Below are 16,960 nucleotides of genomic sequence, written 5' to 3' on the forward strand. Positions count from 1 at the left end.
ATTGTATCGTCATTTGCCCATGCTGTCAAGCTGTTTGTTAAATCTTTATTAACTTTTTGTTAAGTTCTTATAAAGCGTTTCGCTGCCCCGTTCGAGACAACTTTCTTAGTATACGCTTCTATATGCCAACTGTCAATGCCTTTTTTCTTTTATCCAATTTTTTTTCGTTAGTTAGTTTTCTGTAAAAGCATATAATACAGTGCTATTATTATATACCCAGCAAAAAGCTATTCTAACACATCTTTTTTGAATTACTCATAATTCTCTGTTATTTTATCTGGACAACGGAAGTATAAAAAAGCAGACATGTTTTCATGCCTGCTTTTTTATATCTTCCTATTTTATATTAACGTTCATTCTAAGATTATTCAATGGGCTTCATTGTTGGAAAAAGTATGACGTCTCTAATACTATGTTGATTGGTAAAGAGCATCATCAGACGATCAATACCAATTCCCAAACCTCCTGTTGGTGGCAGTCCAACTTCCAACGCATTAATAAAGTCAGCATCAAAAGGATGCGCTTCTTCGTCACCATCAGTTTTCTTTTGCACCTGAGACATAAAACGTTCTTTTTGATCAATCGGATCATTTAATTCTGAGAAGGCATTTGCACATTCAGCACCGTTGATATATAGTTCAAAACGTTCTGTATAGCGCGGATCTTTTGGATCTTTTTTTGCCAGTGGCGATGTTTCAACTGGGTGCATTGTTACAAAGATCGGTTGAATCAGCTTATCTTCAACGTATTCATCAAAAACCTCTGTCATGATTTCTCCGACACTGTTTTTATCCTTGACATCAACATGCAGTTCTTTTGCAGCCGATTTTGCCACTTCCACATCGGTAATGGCATCGAAGTCTACTTTGGCGTATTCCTTAACGAGATCAACCATTCGTGCCTTTCTGAAGGGTATTGCAAGACTAATCTCCTCTTCTCCATATGCAACGATCTCAGAGCCATTCACTTCTTTTGCCAGGAAGCTATATAATTCTTCCACCATTTCCATGACATCTTCATAGTTTGCATAGGCTTCATAGGATTCCAGTAAGGTAAACTCCGGATTATGTGTTGCATCCATGCCTTCATTTCGAAAAACACGACTGACTTCATAAACCTTGTCAAAGCCCCCTACGATTAAACGCTTTAGTGGCAGTTCCAATGCGATTCTTAAATATAATGGAATATCCAAGGCATTGTGATGGGTACCAAATGGTCGTGCATTGGCCCCTCCTGCAAGGTTGGATAGTACCGGTGTTTCAACTTCAATAAAATCATGAGTATCAAAAAATTCACGGATTTTTTTCATGATCAGTGAACGTTTCAGGAAAACTTCTTTTACTTCAGGATTCACAATAAGATCCACATAGCGTTGTCGGTAACGAAGGTCCATATCCTTAAGGCCATGATATTTTTCAGGCAGAATTTGGAGCGATTTACTTAAAAGGGTCAGTTCTTTTACCCGGACAGAAATTTGTCCCATATGTGTTTTAAAGACTTCTCCCTTAATTCCAACAATATCCCCAATATCATAGGTTTTAATTTCATCGTACTGATCGGGCAAGGCGTCTTTTTTTAAAAACAGCTGAATTCTACCTGTCGAATCCTGGAGATCATAAAAAGAAACCTTTCCCTGTCCTCGTTTGGACATAATCCGTCCGGCCATTGAAACCGGTTGTTCTTCGTAGGTCTCAAAAGCTTCTTCTACTGTTTTTGCATGGACCGATACATCATAACTTGTTTGTTCGAAAGGATTTTTTCCCTCTGCTTGTAATTTTTTAAGTTTATTCCGTCTTACTTCCAGAACTTCACTGAGATTTTCTACTGTCACTCTTGGTACCCCTATCTACGTATTTCTAAAATTTGATATGATGCTTCGCCGTCTGGAATTTGAACCTTTACAATATCTCCAACCTTAGCTCCTAAAAGTGAGGAGCCAATTGGTGATTCATTCGAAATACGAAAGTTTTGAGGATCCGATTCAGCTGATCCAACTATTTTATATTCGGCAATAAAATCCAAAACCGGATTTTTTATTTTAACAATGCTTCCCACACCAACATCTTCGGTGTGAATGTCTTTATCAATAATAACAACTGCGGTTTTAAGCTTATGTTCCAGCTCGGAAATTTTTCCTTCAACAAAGCCCTGTTCATTTTTGGCTTCATCATATTCGGCATTTTCACTTAAATCTCCAAATTCACGAGCCGTTTTAATTCGATCTGCTATCTCGTGACGTTTTACAGTTTTTAAGTATTCCAATTCTTTTTTAATATTTTTAAGACCCTCTTCGGTTATAATCAATTCTTTTGCTTGTCCGCTCATTTTATATACTCCTTCGCACAATTCTGTGTTTATTAGGTGAAATCATGTGTGTAATTATATTTTTTTTGCTACCATCTGTCAAGTTTTATGAAGCGTCTCCACAGATTGCTATATCACTTAAAAATTGCATTCACACTTAAATCTATTTTCCAATAACTGTTTTTCCCCACATATAATGGGTTAATTTTTCTGGAACACTGACAGTACCATCAGCCTGTTGATAATTTTCTAGAATCGCCGCAAATGTACGGCCTACCGCCAAACCCGAGCCATTAAGAGTGTGCAGAAAACGTGTTTTATTTGATTCAATATCGCGGAAACGAATATTCGCCCGCCTTGCCTGGTAATCTTCAAAGTTTGAACATGAGCTAATCTCAACATAGCGATTATAGCTTGGCATCCATACTTCAATATCATAAGTTTTCGCTGAACTAAAGCCCAAATCTCCGGTGCAAAGCTCAACCACACGGTAAGGAATTTCCAGAAGTTGTAATATCCGCTCCGCATTCTGTGTTAAATCTTCCAATTCCTGGTAAGAGTTATCCGGATGAACAAATTTCACCATTTCCACCTTGTCAAACTGGTGATTCCTTATGAGTCCCCTGGTATCCCGACCTGCTGAACCTGCTTCCTGTCTAAAACAAGGTGTATAAGCTGTGAAATACTGCGGCAGATCTTCTTCTGCTAGAATTTCATCTCGGTAGATATTTGTCACTGGCACCTCTGCTGTGGGTACCAGGAAAAAATCTTTGCTGGGAATATGAAAGGCATCATCTTCAAATTTAGGGAGTTGACCGGTGCCAGTCATGCTTTCCCGATTAACCATAAAGGGTGGTGAAATTTCTGTGTAATGATGTTCCATACAATGGGTATACAGCATGAAGTTGATCAGTGCACGTTGCAGTCTGGCCCCTTCACCCTTGAACATACTGAATCGGGCACCGGTTATTTTAACTGCACGTTCAAAATCAAGAATATCTAAATCCACACCAATATCCCAATGCGCTTTTATTTCAAAATCAAATGTCCTGGGTTCTCCCCATTTACGCACTTCTTTATTATCGCTTTCGTCCTTCCCAACTGTTACGTGTTCATTGGGAATATTTGGAAAACTCAGGAGCTGATAACGCATTTCATCATCAAACGCTTTTACTTCTGCATCCAGATCTTTGATCTTTGTGGAAAGCTCTTTCATCTCTGCAAAAATTTCTGAGCAGTCCTTTCCTTCTTTTTTGTATTTTGGAATTTCCCTAGAAACGATATTCTGGCGACTTTTCATTTCTTCAACATTGGTAAGAGTCTTTCGACGTTTCTCATCCAATGCAAGGATGGGACCCAGGTCATAATTTCCTCGTTTATTTAGCCCGGCCTGGACTTCAATGGTATTATCTCGAATTTTTTTTATATCAAGCATTTTTTCCTCCTGCTTCTCCAACTCTGTCTATTTTTATGGGGCGGCCACAGTGGCTGCCCCTGTAATCTGTTGTAACTGACCCAATACTTGTTCTAATTCACTGAGCTTTTGACCATAAAGGGCCCAATCCCCAACGCGCTGAGCATCCTGGGCTTCTTTAAACAGACTGTTTGCTTTGGTGGTCAATGCCAAAACAGAAGTGTTATCTCCAGTTGTCTGCGGTGCAGTTACATTTGTATTCGCCACCTGTGTATTGAAAATTTGCGCCAATGCCAATTCCAGAGAGTCAGCCATTACAATCTGATTTTCATAAGCTACAATGACTTTTTTCATTTCCGGAATATTGTTTTCGCCACTTGAAGCCTGTATATAAACAGGTTCCACATAAATAATGGCGTTTCCAATCGGTATCGTCATCATATTTCCACGAAGAACCCGTGATCCCTGTTGCCCTAGAAGGGTTAATTGTGGTGAAATCACCGTATCCTGATCGATTCGCTGTTCAATCTGCATAGGTCCGTAAACTAGTTGTTGTTTGGGAAACTGGTACAGTATGAGTTTCCCATATTCTGCTCCATCTGAAACCCCTGCCAACCAAGCGGTCATATTATCTTTATCCTTTGGCGTAAATGGAACCGTAAGCATAAACTCAGCTTCGCGTTCAGGAAGCTTCATAATGATATACGAAGACTGCACCGGAACTTCAGTTTTTTCTGATTCATAAATCTGATTAGCTGTTGCCCATTGATCTTCCTTATTATAGAAGACCTGTGGATTGGACATGTGATAGGTTTTATAAATTTCCGACTGTATGTCAAAAAGTGTTTTTGAATAACGGAGATGTTGTTTAATCCCCTCTGGCATTTCCGAAGCATCTTTTAAAAATCCCGGGAATATTTTTCCATAGGTTTCTAAAATAGGCTCATCCTGGACTTGGTAGAAGGTAACATCCCCATTATAGGCATCTACAACAACTTTTACCGAGTTGCGAATGTAATTATTTCCCGCATCGTCAAAAGGTTGCGAGTAAGGATAACGGCTGCTAGCCGTAAAAGCATCCAGAATCCAATAAAGCTTACCCTCTGAAATTACCATATAGGGATCATTGTCATAGCTTAAAAATGGTGCAATGGTCGATACCCGATCAATGATGTTTCGATGAATAATCATATTACTTTCACTGGTGACTTCATTAGCCAATAGCAACTCAGGCGCACCGTGATAAAGGGCAAAAGCCAGTTTATTAATAACGGACATCTTGATGCCTGCTGTACCGGTATAAACAACCTCTTGATTATTTTCTCCCTGGGGGTAATCAAACTCTGGGGTTGTACAATTGGTAACGGCATAACCATAATCATTTTCGCCGAAATAAATTCGTGGTTGATCAATAACCAATTCTGGAACATCTGTTACCGGCGGAATATCTTTCACAATAAGATCCGGCTGTCCGACATCATTGGTCTTATTCACAGGTGATACAGCGACCCCAAAGCCATGTGTATATTTAAGATGTAAATTCACCCAGGTTTTTGCGTCATCGGGAAGCAGCGTGTTGTTCATTTCCCGAGTTCCCAAGAACACCTGAGTATAAGTACCATTCACAAAATAACGATCCACATCGACATCATAAAACTTATAATAGTTTCTAATTCCCTGAAGCGAATTGTACATATCCTGAGTTGGCTTCAGATCATTAATCGGAATGTTTTGAACAGTTACCCGATTTTCATTTACACCGGCTGCGGTAATCTCCTGGGATGTCGAAAACTCTTTTGTTTCCACATCAGTCAGTCCATAGGCTTTCTGGGTCGATTGAATGTTATTGGTAAGGTACTTTTCTTCCTTGGTAAACTGGTTTGGAATGACAATAAACGATTCATACCCCATTTGCACGAGTCCGCCAACAATAATCACCGCAATTAGAAGAACTGGACCCGCTCCCATGAGCAAGTATTTTTTCCTGAAACCCGCAATAATAGATGTCACTGCCAGTACAAGACAAAGAACGCCTTTAATTACAATAACCTTGAACCCCACATCAATATCTGCCGCACCGGCTCCAAAAACTATACCCGATGTGGAATAGAGCAGAGCAAAGGCTTCCATTAGACTTCCTAGCGCAAGAATAATAAAGAAGACGCCTAAAAAAATCCCAATTTGCTTTGATGCAATATCAAAGAATCCCTTTAAAATGCCTTTGGCATTTTCCTTAATTTCATCTAAATCCTGACTCCTGCTAAATTCTATATCCTTTTCTCGATATAAGGTATAGGCCGTATATCCAAAGGTCAATATTGCGATCACTATTGAAATACCAATAAAAATGCTAAATAATTCCTGATACAACGGCAATTCAAAAAAATACAGGGATAGATCCTGGTTAAATAACGGGTCAGTTGTATTAAAACTGGTCCTGTTCACAAATTCCAATACTTGATACCAAATGTTGTTGGTAATAAAAATCGTGAGCATTAACGCTACTATCCCACTAATACTGATGCTAATAATATTTTGCTTTTTAGTCCTTTTTACTCGACCCAACCCCAAATATCTGCTGGAAACACCATCAAGAAATTTAAGATAAAAAAACAAAACCAATCCAAGCACTGCAAAAATCGGAATTCCAATTTGAGACTTTGTTATAATTTCTTTAAAGAAAATATTGGTATAGCCCATTTCTGAAAACCAAAGATAATCAACATAAAATTGATTAAGCGATAACAATATTGTAAATACAATAATGATAAGACCCAACAAAATAAAGAGGGTTTTTTTTCTCTTTGTCATTTTTTTGACTCCTTTCTTAAAACATAATATTTTAATCTAATTCTGTTATTATATCACAAAAGTTCAGACTTTCGTCATCAAAATATCAGAAATTCATTGCCTGCCTACTTTGAATTAATCTGAATTTAATACGTGACCGGAAAATCAAAGTAAGTTTCCGGATAAGGTTCGTCTGCTAATGTAAAATGCCACCATTCCTGTTGCATTGGTTCATAACCCTCAGAACGCATCAGGTATTTCAGCATGACTCGATTTTTACTCTGCTCAATATTCAAGTGATCAAAGTCACTGTATGAACGCTCTGAAAAAAAATCAAAGATACCACCCATATCTACTTCTTCCTGATTTTCAAACTTTATTACTGTCAGGTCAACTGCACTTCCCCTGGTATGAGACGATTCCTTTGCAATGAATCCACCTTCAAAAACAGCTTTCCGTGTCATATGCGGATAAAAAACATCCTTGGTCTTTCCATCTTCCTCTGAATTTCCCCAACGAATAAAATGTTCCACTGCTCGTTTTGGACGATAGCCGTCAAATACCTTCAGACCATATCCTTTTTCCATAAGTTGCTTTTGGACTCTGCCAAGCGCAATTGCCGCTTTTTCTGTCAATAAAATAATGGGAGCGTCATATCCATCAATTTTCTCGCCCACAAAATTTTCGCCGGTAAAATATTTAACGTCCGTTAGAATTCCTGGAATTTCCTGGGAAATATCCACAAAATCTACTGGACGTGCAATCATAATCCTTTTCATTGGTTTTATCCCCTAATTCAATGCATTTATTCAGTATATTTCACTATTTTATACGATGATCGGATGGATTACCAGAAATAATTGAATGCTGCATCAATTAACATCATTTAAAATTCTCCGTAGCTTGATTTAGATCAACAAACCAACACAAATAAAAACAAACAGACCACCTTCAAATGTTGCCACTATTGAAAAACCCAAATTTTTAGGCCATTATTATATCTGTTTGCAGCATTTATAATAAACAGGGTTACCCTATTTATTATTAGAACATACAACCATAATAATGACCTTAACAATATTAAATTATTCTTATTTTATTACATCCAAAGTAACGCTTCCATCGGTGATCTCGACAATCCGATCTGCTTTTTCCGCCACCCGGCGATCATGAGTAATAATAATAAACGTTGTTCCCAACTCTTCATTTATTTTTCTAAACAATTGATACACTCCATCGGTCGTTTGTGAATCCAAATTTCCTGTGGGCTCATCTGCCAATATAATTTTAGGATGATTCATAAGCGCACGGGCAATAGCGGTGCGCTGCTGCTGTCCCCCAGACATATTTACAGACAAATTATTTTCAACTTTTTTAAGCCCGACTAAATCTAAAATTTCTTTTGCCCGCTCAATGCTTTTTTTATCAGCTTTTCCCTGGGCAATTCGGTAGGGCATCAGCACATTTTCAAGTGCGGTAAACTCTGGTAAAAGATAGTGAAATTGAAATACAAACCCCAGAGTTTCATTTCTCAAATCTCCCAGTGCACCTTTGGTCATATTCTTTGTTGAAACCCCGTTAATAATCACTTCACCTTGTGTTGGTCGATCCAGGGTGCCGATAATATTTAATAAGGTACTTTTCCCGCTTCCAGATTCCCCGATTATCGCATTAAACGACCCCGCCTCAAACCCAATACTCAAATCGTGGAGGGCCGTTGTTTTCACTGTTTTTCCATAAACCTTGTTTACATTTTTAGTTTGTACTACAAAATCAGCCATTTTTAATTACCTCCATGGGATCAAGCTTCGATACCCGAATTGCCGGAATTAATGAGGCCAATGTGGATGCTAAAATCGCAATGCCTGCCGAAATGCCAATGAAGTACCAATCAATATACAACGGAACAACCGAAGTACCATCGGCATTGACCACAAAGGTTGCAAAAGACCAGCTCAAACCAACGCCTAGACCCACCCCCGCAATAGCACCCAATATCCCCAGAAGTACCCCCTGAAAAAGGAAAACTAAACTTGCCCTTTGATTGTGCATGCCCATGGCTTTGAGAATTCCAATTTGACGAGATTTTTGAACAACGCTAATGGCTAACACACTGGCAATTCCAAGGACAACGGATATCATCACAAATACCTGAATCATCAGACTGGATGCGGTTTGTCCGGATAGACCCGAAAGCAATGCAGCATTTTCAATTTTCCAATTGGTAACAGTGAGTGTCTCATCATTTAAAGCACGCTCAACATCTAAAGCCACTAAATCAGCTCCAAAGACGTCATTAACCTGCATTTCAATCCGTGATACGCCCTCATTTGTTTCTAAAAATGTTTGGGCCGTATTAAGATTTGTCAAAATCCAGGATTCATTCAGGGATTTAATCTGCAAATCAAAAATCCCGGTAACAAGAAAATTATCCTTCATCCCTGTGGGAGTAATCATCTCAATTGTATCGCCAACTGCAACATTTAATTTCTCTGCGAGATCCTGTCCTACAATAATATCATTTCTATTATTTCCTAAATTCCCTGTGGTTAAACGTTCTTTGATTTTGTAAATGCCTTCAGCGTCTTCCCAGTCAAAACCTCTTAATATAATGGTAGTGGAATCATCCGGTGTTTTTAATATTGCCGGACCCTGGGCCACTGCCATTAGATTAATTATCTCATCAGGATTTGATTTTTGAATGGCAACCATTTTATCAGCACTATCCTGAATATAATCCCCTTCAGTTACTGATTCTACCGTAATTTGGGATGCACTGCCTACGGTTTTATCCACTAAACTTTTTTGCAGCCCGGTAATAAGGGACCCAATAAAAATTTGCACTGATACACCAATGGCAATCCCGAGAACAATCAATGCTGTCTGACCCTTACTCGATTTTAAAAAACGCAGTGCAATACTAAATGCTAATCTCATGTTTTTCCCACCCTTCTGTTATCGCCACAACGTCATTGTAGGTGGACACACAGAAGTTTCCACCAATATCTTTTGCTACAGAAATATTATCACTAAAAGCTGAACCCCCAAGAATAATGGACACTTCATTCCCCAGTGTATTTCTAACTTCCGCAATTGTTTTTTTTGCTGCAACCAGGTTAAAATAATTACTCACACCCATGGCAATAACCTCTGGCTTCAAATGTTCCATGGCATATAACAAGGCTATTGATGGGGTATTTCCACCAATATAAAAGGTCTTATGACCACATAAAGTGAAAAAATCGGCCATCATTCTTGCTCCGAGATCATGATATTCTTCTGAAGGGCAAAAGATAAGCACTTTTTTCTTTCCCTTTTTTTTCGACTCCTTCTGTCCCGCCATTATAACCAGGGGATAACAGCACTCAATAATCGTTCGCACCACTGATGTTCTGAAATGCTCCTTCCAAATATAAAGGGATTCATCTTTTTTACCAAAATTCATTTCGTTAAGGGCTGGTATTAAAACCTCAGTATATAGATTAACAATGTCAATTTCCCCATTTTTTAAAGCATCCAAAGCAAGCGTCACAGCCTCTGCCTTATCTTCCTTTTCTAAATACCATAGAAATTTTTCATATAACATCTTTACACACCTCTCATCTTAATTATAGTGATTCTAATTATACCTCAGTTCATTCTTTCTAGCCACAAGTATTGCTACCTGCTTCTTTTATTTTTCATAAAAAAACAATACCAGCAAAAGACTTTTGCTGGTATTGTTTTTTATCTCTTATTATTTAATTCCGATAACCTGTTTTCCAATAGTTTCCAGCTTTTTTTCTGTCAATCCACAACTAAGAAGGTAATCCTGTTCATCCAGCGTTCCTTGTCCATGAGAGACTAGGGTTGCACCTGAATCACTCCCCAATGCAATGCTCACACCCATTTCATTGGCTTTTTTCACCTGTAGCTGATGTTGTCTAAAATACTGTTCTGATATTTCCCTGTATTTTCTCATGGGACTCTCGTCATCACACTTTGAAATATTTGCAAATGGTGCAAGTGTAGGTACCCAGACAACACCACTTTCACGCATTGCACACAGGCAGTCATTATCAATCCCATAACCGTGCTCAATGGTATCCGCACCTGATGTTAGGGCTAACATAATGCCTTCCGGCGTATTAGCATGAACCATCACGGATAATCCCCGATGATGAGCATGGTCAATCATGGCTACGCATTCATCTTTAGAAAATCCAATGGGTCCGGAGACACCATATTTACTAAAGCTCATAATTCCGGTAAGAATTATTTTTATAAAATCCGGGGATTCTTTAATCAGTGCATCCATCTTCTGGATGCCATCTTTTATATCCTCCAGCGGTTCACCAAGAAAATCGCCATAGTATTTTTTTTTGTAAAAGGCGCGAATAGGCGTTCGGTAAATCAGCCCTGAGTCTTTTGAAATATCTCTGAGAATTATTCCTACTCCCGAAATATCGCCGCCATCCCGCATTGCCTGGATTCCCTTTTTTTTATATAGCTCAACAAAATGTTTCATACTCTTAACTGTATTATCATCGGTAATCCCAGATTGTCTATTTATTCTATTGTTCCCGAGACCACAATGTATATGACAATCAATGATCATTTATCTACTCCTTTTATCTCAATTAAATTTCAATTTATAAGTGGACAACTCCAAACGCAAACACTCAGCGTTAGAAAAAAACGAATATGAATGATTAGCCTTTATGTACGCAAACGTCATGAGCTGTTTCCGTAATTGCTTCCGAGAAAGTCGGATGAGCATAAATGGAGTTACAAACACCTTTTTCTTTAATTGTATAATAAATTCACCCACAAAACAACTGTTTCACCTAAATCAAATAATAGAAATGAATGATAAAGTTTCAAGGATCTGCTTGGCGTCTGTTTTTTCTTTTAAAAATATAAACTCCTCTTTAAAATGAACAGTTTAATTATAAAACTGTCCACCTTAAGAGGAGCATTTCAGAATCCCCGACTCGGCCGGCATTCTGTTTTCTTACTAATTCTTATGCTATTGGTGCGATTCCAGCCATATCAAGAATTTCTGGAATTCTGTTTTCCCAGCCTAATGACATGATATGAACACCCTGGGCGTAGTCTTTACATTCTTTGATCAGACGGGCACAGATTTCGACGCCTACGTCACCTGATTTCGTTCTTTCCTTATCCGCCTGTAATTCTTTAATCATATCATCAGGAACATGAACGCCGGCTACATTGGCATTCATATAACGGCACATGCCCACATTCTTAGGAATGATGAGTCCCAGTTGAACTGGTACCCCAAACTGTTTTGCTTTTTCCATGAATTCCATGAATTTATCGGGTTCGAATACTCCCTGGGTCTGGAAATATTCACATCCGGCTTTCACCTTAGCTTCCATTTTTGCCAGTTGGACATCAACAGAATCACTACAAGGCGATACAACCGCGCCCTTAGCGAACTTAGGAGGTGTCCCATCAACAGCATTGCCAGCAATGTCATAACCATTTTCCAAACATTTTACTGCATGAATCAATGACACGGAATCCAAATCGAAGACAGGTTTTGCCTGAGGATGATCGCCCAGTGTGGTGTAATCTCCGGTTAATAACAATAAATTTTCAATGCCCAGTAATGCAGCACTTAATACATCGGACTGCAGGGCAATACGGTTTCGATCCCGGCAGGTTATCTGAAAAATTGGAAGCAATCCCTCATCTTTCAATACTTTACAAGTTGCCAGTGAACCGGTACGCATGACGGAAGACTGATTGTCCGTTACATTCAATGCATGAACTCGGGTCTTTAAAAATTCATGGGCATCTTTAATCAAGTGATCAATTTCAACCCCTTTTGGAGGTCCCACTTCTGCAGTTAATACAAACTCGCCTTTTTCAAATAGCTCAGTTATTCTCATTTATAATTACTCCTAATCATTTTAAATTATTGGTTATTTTTCTTTTGAAATTCCGAAGTTGCGTACTTTTGGTACATCATATTTCATGTTATCCAGTTTATTCATCTTTTCCAATTTCCGGTAAATTCGTTCCCATCCGCATTCCATGTCCTTGTCGACTTCACACATACCATTTTTGGCACCGCCACATTGGCCGTTAATCAAACTTTTTGAACACGCGGTAATCGGACAAATTCCGCCGGTACCATTCAGATAACATTCCCCACACTGTCCGCAATCGACATTCAGTGCAGTTACTCCCTGAAATCCCGGTAATTGATATGTGTCGCAGCAGGAGTATACTTTCTTGTCCTGGAATTGACCTGCAACGGTCTGTATCCCAACACCACAGGAAAATACCAGTATGGTATCTGCTGCGTTGATTTTATCCATGTGCTTTTTCAATTGCAGCATCAAATTTTCTGAATTACAGATGTAATCTGTTGTAATAATTTGAGTTACTTCTTTACTTGCCGAAAGTTCCTTTTGCAGTTCGTCTGCCTGGTGTTCTGGGAAATAGACCTCTTTGCAACCGTGACAATTAATGATCACAATTTTTCCTTGAGCCAGTTCTTCAATTGTTTCTTTTGATTTTAGTTGGGTAATCAACATATTATTTACCCTCCCTTATGGCAGTTTTTCCAATCTTGATTCGCTCAACAATTGGAATTTTTGATGAGCAGATATATTCACAGCATCCACATTCAATGCAATCCATCACATTTTGTGTTTTCATGCCTTCCCAGTCTTCTGACAGGGCATATTTGGTATAATATAATGGGCGAAGTTCCATTGGACATACGTCTGCACATCGTCCGCATTTGATACATTCAACCGCTTCTTTGACAATCGTTTCGATGGCAATAATTCCATTGGAACACTTCAACATCGGAACATTGAGGTTTTCCACCTTAAATCCCATCATTGGGCCGCCTATTTTAACAGTAACATCATCGCCTTTTACATCGCCGCAATGGCTGATGATATCCTTGACTGACGTACCAACCTTCACTAAATAGTTGCCAGGCTTATTCATTCGCTCACCGCTGACGGTTACAACACGCTCAATGAGCGGCATTCCTATCTGGATCGCATCAGAAATAGCTTTGGCTGTGCTCACGTTACAGACAATTGCGCCAACATCCATTGGCAGGCCGCCACTTGGTACTTGCTTGCCCATAACCCGTTTAATGAGCATCTTTTCAGCACCCTGAGGGTATTTGGTTTTTGCAACAACGATTTCGATATTTTCGATATCAGCTGTTTTTGCCTGCAGCAATTCGACAGCATCCTGTTTGTTATCTTCAATGGCAATCACACCTTTTGGTGCTCCCGATGCTTTCATCATAGCTTTTAAACCATAAATCACATCATCAGCATAGTCCAGAAGTACCTGGTGATCTGCGGTTAGAATTGGTTCACATTCACAGCCGTTGAGCAATACCAGTTCGATGGGTTTAGGCGATTTGAGTTTAACTGCAGTTGGGAACCCAGCACCACCCATACCGACAATTCCCTTTTCTCGGACAATTTCGATGATTTCATCTGGTGAGAGATTATCCAGTTCTCCGGCTGGTTTAACAGACTCGTCGAGTGTGTTTTTTCCGTCCGATTGAATAACGATAGCTAATGTTTCCAATCCGCTAACGGTATGCAGCCGTGGTTCGATGGCTACAACGGTACCGCTGACGCTGGCATGAATTGCACTGCTTATAGGACCTTTTGCTGCAGCAATTTTCTGGCCCATTTTTACCTGCTGTCCAACTTCTACGATGGGTTCAGCCGGAGCACCTGCATGCTGGGACATTGGAATAACAACATTTAGCGGATCCGGGAAACGTACAACTGAGATACTATCACTTAACTCTTTGTATTCGATTGGATGGATTCCGCCATAGTAACCTTCGTACCGTTCTTCGCGGTTAGCATTCACATATTCGCTAATAAATTTGTAATTAATTTTGGAATAATCCCGAAGTTGCACAGGTTGGTCTAAAAATTCTTGCAAACGTCCCTGTTGTTCCAATCGTTCATAGATGAGCTGCCATCCGCAATCCATGTCCTTGTCAACTTCACATTTGCCATTCTTAGCGCCGCCGCATTGTCCGTTTAATAAACTTTTTGAACAGTCCACGACTGGGCAGATTCCTCCGGTCATGTTCAGATAGCACTGACCACATGCTTCGCATAAAACGGTTGTCAATGCCATTCCATGTTGGCCCTCAACGGCAATGGTATCGCATCCAGCATACACAGGAAGTTCCGTCAATGCTGCAATCGTCTGAACGCCCAAGCCACATGAATTCACAAACACATTTTTGGTTTCTTGGGGAAGAGCGTCTTGAAAGCTCTTTGATGTTAACGGTTCGTTGCACAGAAAATCGATTTTTGCACAGCCGACGATATTTTTACCCTGTTCCTTGGCAATATCTTCAAACAAGCCACATTCCGGTTCGTCAAAACTGTCGAGTTCCTTATAGCACTTGTTACAGGCTACAACAAACAAATCATCCTTGTCTGCCAGAACCATATCAAGCTCTTCCCTTCCTTTTAGTTTAAACTTAGTGTAATCTTCCAATTGTGTACCTCCTTGGTTTTTTTCCTGAATTTATAGTAAGCCGTTTTGCATTTTACATGCTTTAATAACATGTGCTGCCAGTAATGCCGTTGTGATTGGTCCTGTTCCGCCACCACATCCAGGTGTTGCTGAAGTAATCATAGCAACTTTGTCTAAGCAATCTACATGAGCATCGCCTGCTCTGGTAGGTTTGCCTTTTTCGTTTAATACAAATTCTTTATTTGCATCTTTCATCTGAGACATAGCCACATCGATCAGAATAGAATTTTCATTTAACATATCTGGTTTAACCAAACCATAAATACCACAAGCAGTTACAACGATATCTGCTTTTTTAGTGTATGCAGCAGTATCTTTTGTAAACACATGACAGATTGTTACAGTAGCAAACTCATTTGTCAGCATAATAGCCAGTGGTTTTCCAAGTACGTTAGAGTTATTGATGATAACAACATCTTTGCCCTTAACATCGATATTATAGAATTTAAACATTTCCATAACACCTTCTGCTGTACAAGGGAAGAATCCTCTTTCATCAGCGATCATTAATTTTCCAAGGTTTGTAGGGTTAAGAGCATCTGGATCTTTTTCTGGGCTTAATAGATATTTGATTTTTTCTGCATCGATTTGATCAGGAAGTGGCTGGAAGATTAAAACTGAATGAATGTCTTTATCGTTATTGATTGCTTCCAGTTTTGCTATAAAATCAGCTTCTGTTACATCGATTGGGAATTGAACAGATTCAACTTCGATGTTTGATTTCCCCATTCTTGTGATGATACTTTTTTCATAAGAAATGGATCCTGGATCTTCACCAACACGCATAATCGCCATTTTTACTGTAATGCCTTTTGCTTTTAATTCATTAGCATCGCTTAGTACTTGAGCCAGTACAGATTCACTTACTTCTTTTCCACTTAATAATTTTGCTGCCATATTATAATACTCCTCTTAATTCAAAATTTTTATTGATAATTTTTAAGAAAGTTGTTTTTCAACTTCAGCATAAACGCGGTCACAAATTTCAACGCCGTCTTTTAACATTGGCTTGATTCTGTTTTCAACGTCTGCAATATAGTCTGTGTCTTTTATAGTTTTAATGTTGATTAAAACATTAACCCAGCCACTAATCATGGCGGCTCTTAAACATTGAACACCACAAGCGACATCACTTATGGCCATTGCCGAACCTTTACCCACTAATTCTTCATGTAATAGTACAGCTTTATAGCATACTTCGACGATTTCGATAGGAACACTACAAGCCACTTTTGTACATTCTTCCAAGGTTTTTTCTTTATAAGCTTTTTCTTCTGCGGTTTCTTTTGGTAAACCATAAGCTTTAGCCAATGGTAAAAAGTTTTCCGCATCTTCATCGATCATTGCTAAGATACGATCTTGAAGAACATGCGATTCTTTTAAAATTCGTTGAATATCTTCTTCAAAGGCAGCGTATTTTTTCTTACCGGTGGTTAAATTTCCAACCATTCCTGCAAGAGCAATACCAACAGCGCCAACCAATGCGGCTGCGCCGCCGCCACCTGGGACAGCATTTTTGCTATATAAGACTTCTACAAATTCAGTACATTTTTTTGCCGAGTAAGATACTTGCTCGGTTGATACTGCATCAAATTCCATTTAATAACTCCACTTTCAATCAATCATTTATTAAAATTCAGCCACTAAAAAGCGACCGTGAAGGACTCCTGACGGAATCCCTCAGCGGTCAGAAATAGTGATTTTTAGAATAATCCGGAAATAACGCCGTTTTCGTCCACATCAATTTTTTCAGCTGCGGGAACTTTTGGCAGTCCTGGCATTTTCATGATATCGCCTGTTAATGCCACGATAAAGCCAGCACCGGCAGAAATATTACATGAACGAACGGTGATTTTAAAGCCGGTTGGTCGGCCAAATACTTTGCTGTCATCGGTTAAT

The 16,960-nt window shown here is 39.1% G+C and carries 15 protein-coding genes; all 15 read right to left on the reverse strand.

Annotated elements, in window-relative coordinates:
• Nucleotides 1–364: 364 nt before the first annotated feature.
• A complete protein-coding gene (gene lysS, locus AKG39_RS17160) occupies nucleotides 365–1,831 on the reverse strand; it encodes a lysine--tRNA ligase (protein ID WP_050741628.1) in 1,467 nt (488 codons plus the stop codon).
• A gap of 11 nt (nucleotides 1,832–1,842) precedes the next feature.
• Nucleotides 1,843–2,325, reverse strand: coding sequence for a transcription elongation factor GreA (gene greA / locus AKG39_RS17165; RefSeq protein WP_050741629.1), 483 nt, complete (start codon nucleotides 2,323–2,325; stop codon nucleotides 1,843–1,845).
• 142 nt (nucleotides 2,326–2,467) lie between these two features.
• The gene (gene serS, locus AKG39_RS17170; protein ID WP_050741630.1) at nucleotides 2,468–3,739 is read right to left on the reverse strand and encodes a serine--tRNA ligase; all 1,272 of its coding nucleotides are present in this window, start codon (nucleotides 3,737–3,739) and stop codon (nucleotides 2,468–2,470) included.
• 33 nt (nucleotides 3,740–3,772) lie between these two features.
• Nucleotides 3,773–6,529: a UPF0182 family membrane protein gene (locus AKG39_RS17175; RefSeq protein ID WP_050741631.1), complete on the reverse strand. Its 2,757-nt coding sequence runs from the start codon at nucleotides 6,527–6,529 to the stop codon at nucleotides 3,773–3,775.
• 125 nt (nucleotides 6,530–6,654) lie between these two features.
• On the reverse strand, nucleotides 6,655–7,287 hold the full coding sequence (locus AKG39_RS17180) for a M15 family metallopeptidase (protein WP_050741632.1): 633 nt from the start codon (nucleotides 7,285–7,287) through the stop codon (nucleotides 6,655–6,657).
• Between the two features lie 312 nt (nucleotides 7,288–7,599).
• Nucleotides 7,600–8,289, reverse strand: coding sequence for an ABC transporter ATP-binding protein (locus AKG39_RS17185; RefSeq protein WP_050741633.1), 690 nt, complete (start codon nucleotides 8,287–8,289; stop codon nucleotides 7,600–7,602).
• Nucleotides 8,282–9,445: an ABC transporter permease gene (locus AKG39_RS17190; RefSeq protein ID WP_050741634.1), complete on the reverse strand. Its 1,164-nt coding sequence runs from the start codon at nucleotides 9,443–9,445 to the stop codon at nucleotides 8,282–8,284. The genes AKG39_RS17185 and AKG39_RS17190 overlap by 8 nt, the downstream gene beginning before the upstream one ends.
• Nucleotides 9,429–10,094, reverse strand: coding sequence for a cobalamin B12-binding domain-containing protein (locus AKG39_RS17195; protein ID WP_050741635.1), 666 nt, complete (start codon nucleotides 10,092–10,094; stop codon nucleotides 9,429–9,431). The genes AKG39_RS17190 and AKG39_RS17195 overlap by 17 nt, the downstream gene beginning before the upstream one ends.
• A 150-nt stretch (nucleotides 10,095–10,244) precedes the next feature.
• Nucleotides 10,245–11,105: an amidohydrolase family protein gene (locus AKG39_RS17200; protein ID WP_050741636.1), complete on the reverse strand. Its 861-nt coding sequence runs from the start codon at nucleotides 11,103–11,105 to the stop codon at nucleotides 10,245–10,247.
• A 406-nt stretch (nucleotides 11,106–11,511) separates the two neighbouring features.
• Nucleotides 11,512–12,405 (reverse strand): methylenetetrahydrofolate reductase, encoded by an 894-nt coding sequence (locus tag AKG39_RS17205; RefSeq protein WP_050741637.1) that lies wholly within the window; start codon nucleotides 12,403–12,405, stop codon nucleotides 11,512–11,514.
• A 33-nt stretch (nucleotides 12,406–12,438) separates the two neighbouring features.
• The gene (locus tag AKG39_RS17210) at nucleotides 12,439–13,056 is read right to left on the reverse strand and encodes a methylenetetrahydrofolate reductase C-terminal domain-containing protein (protein WP_050741638.1); all 618 of its coding nucleotides are present in this window, start codon (nucleotides 13,054–13,056) and stop codon (nucleotides 12,439–12,441) included.
• 1 nt (nucleotide 13,057) lies between these two features.
• The gene (gene rsxC / locus AKG39_RS17215; RefSeq protein ID WP_083439646.1) at nucleotides 13,058–15,022 is read right to left on the reverse strand and encodes an electron transport complex subunit RsxC; all 1,965 of its coding nucleotides are present in this window, start codon (nucleotides 15,020–15,022) and stop codon (nucleotides 13,058–13,060) included.
• 30 nt (nucleotides 15,023–15,052) lie between these two features.
• Nucleotides 15,053–15,958, reverse strand: coding sequence for a bifunctional 5,10-methylenetetrahydrofolate dehydrogenase/5,10-methenyltetrahydrofolate cyclohydrolase (locus AKG39_RS17220; protein WP_050741639.1), 906 nt, complete (start codon nucleotides 15,956–15,958; stop codon nucleotides 15,053–15,055).
• Between the two features lie 42 nt (nucleotides 15,959–16,000).
• Complete coding sequence (locus AKG39_RS17225) at nucleotides 16,001–16,660, reverse strand: cyclodeaminase/cyclohydrolase family protein (RefSeq protein WP_050741640.1); 660 nt, start codon at nucleotides 16,658–16,660, stop codon at nucleotides 16,001–16,003.
• Nucleotides 16,661–16,764: 104 nt separating this feature from the next.
• On the reverse strand, nucleotides 16,765–16,960 hold a 196-nt coding region (locus AKG39_RS17230; protein WP_083439629.1), incomplete at its 5' end, for a formate--tetrahydrofolate ligase.

This window comes from Acetobacterium bakii, from assembly GCF_001263355.1.
In the GTDB taxonomy this organism is placed as follows: Bacteria; Bacillota; Clostridia; order Eubacteriales; family Eubacteriaceae; genus Acetobacterium; species Acetobacterium bakii.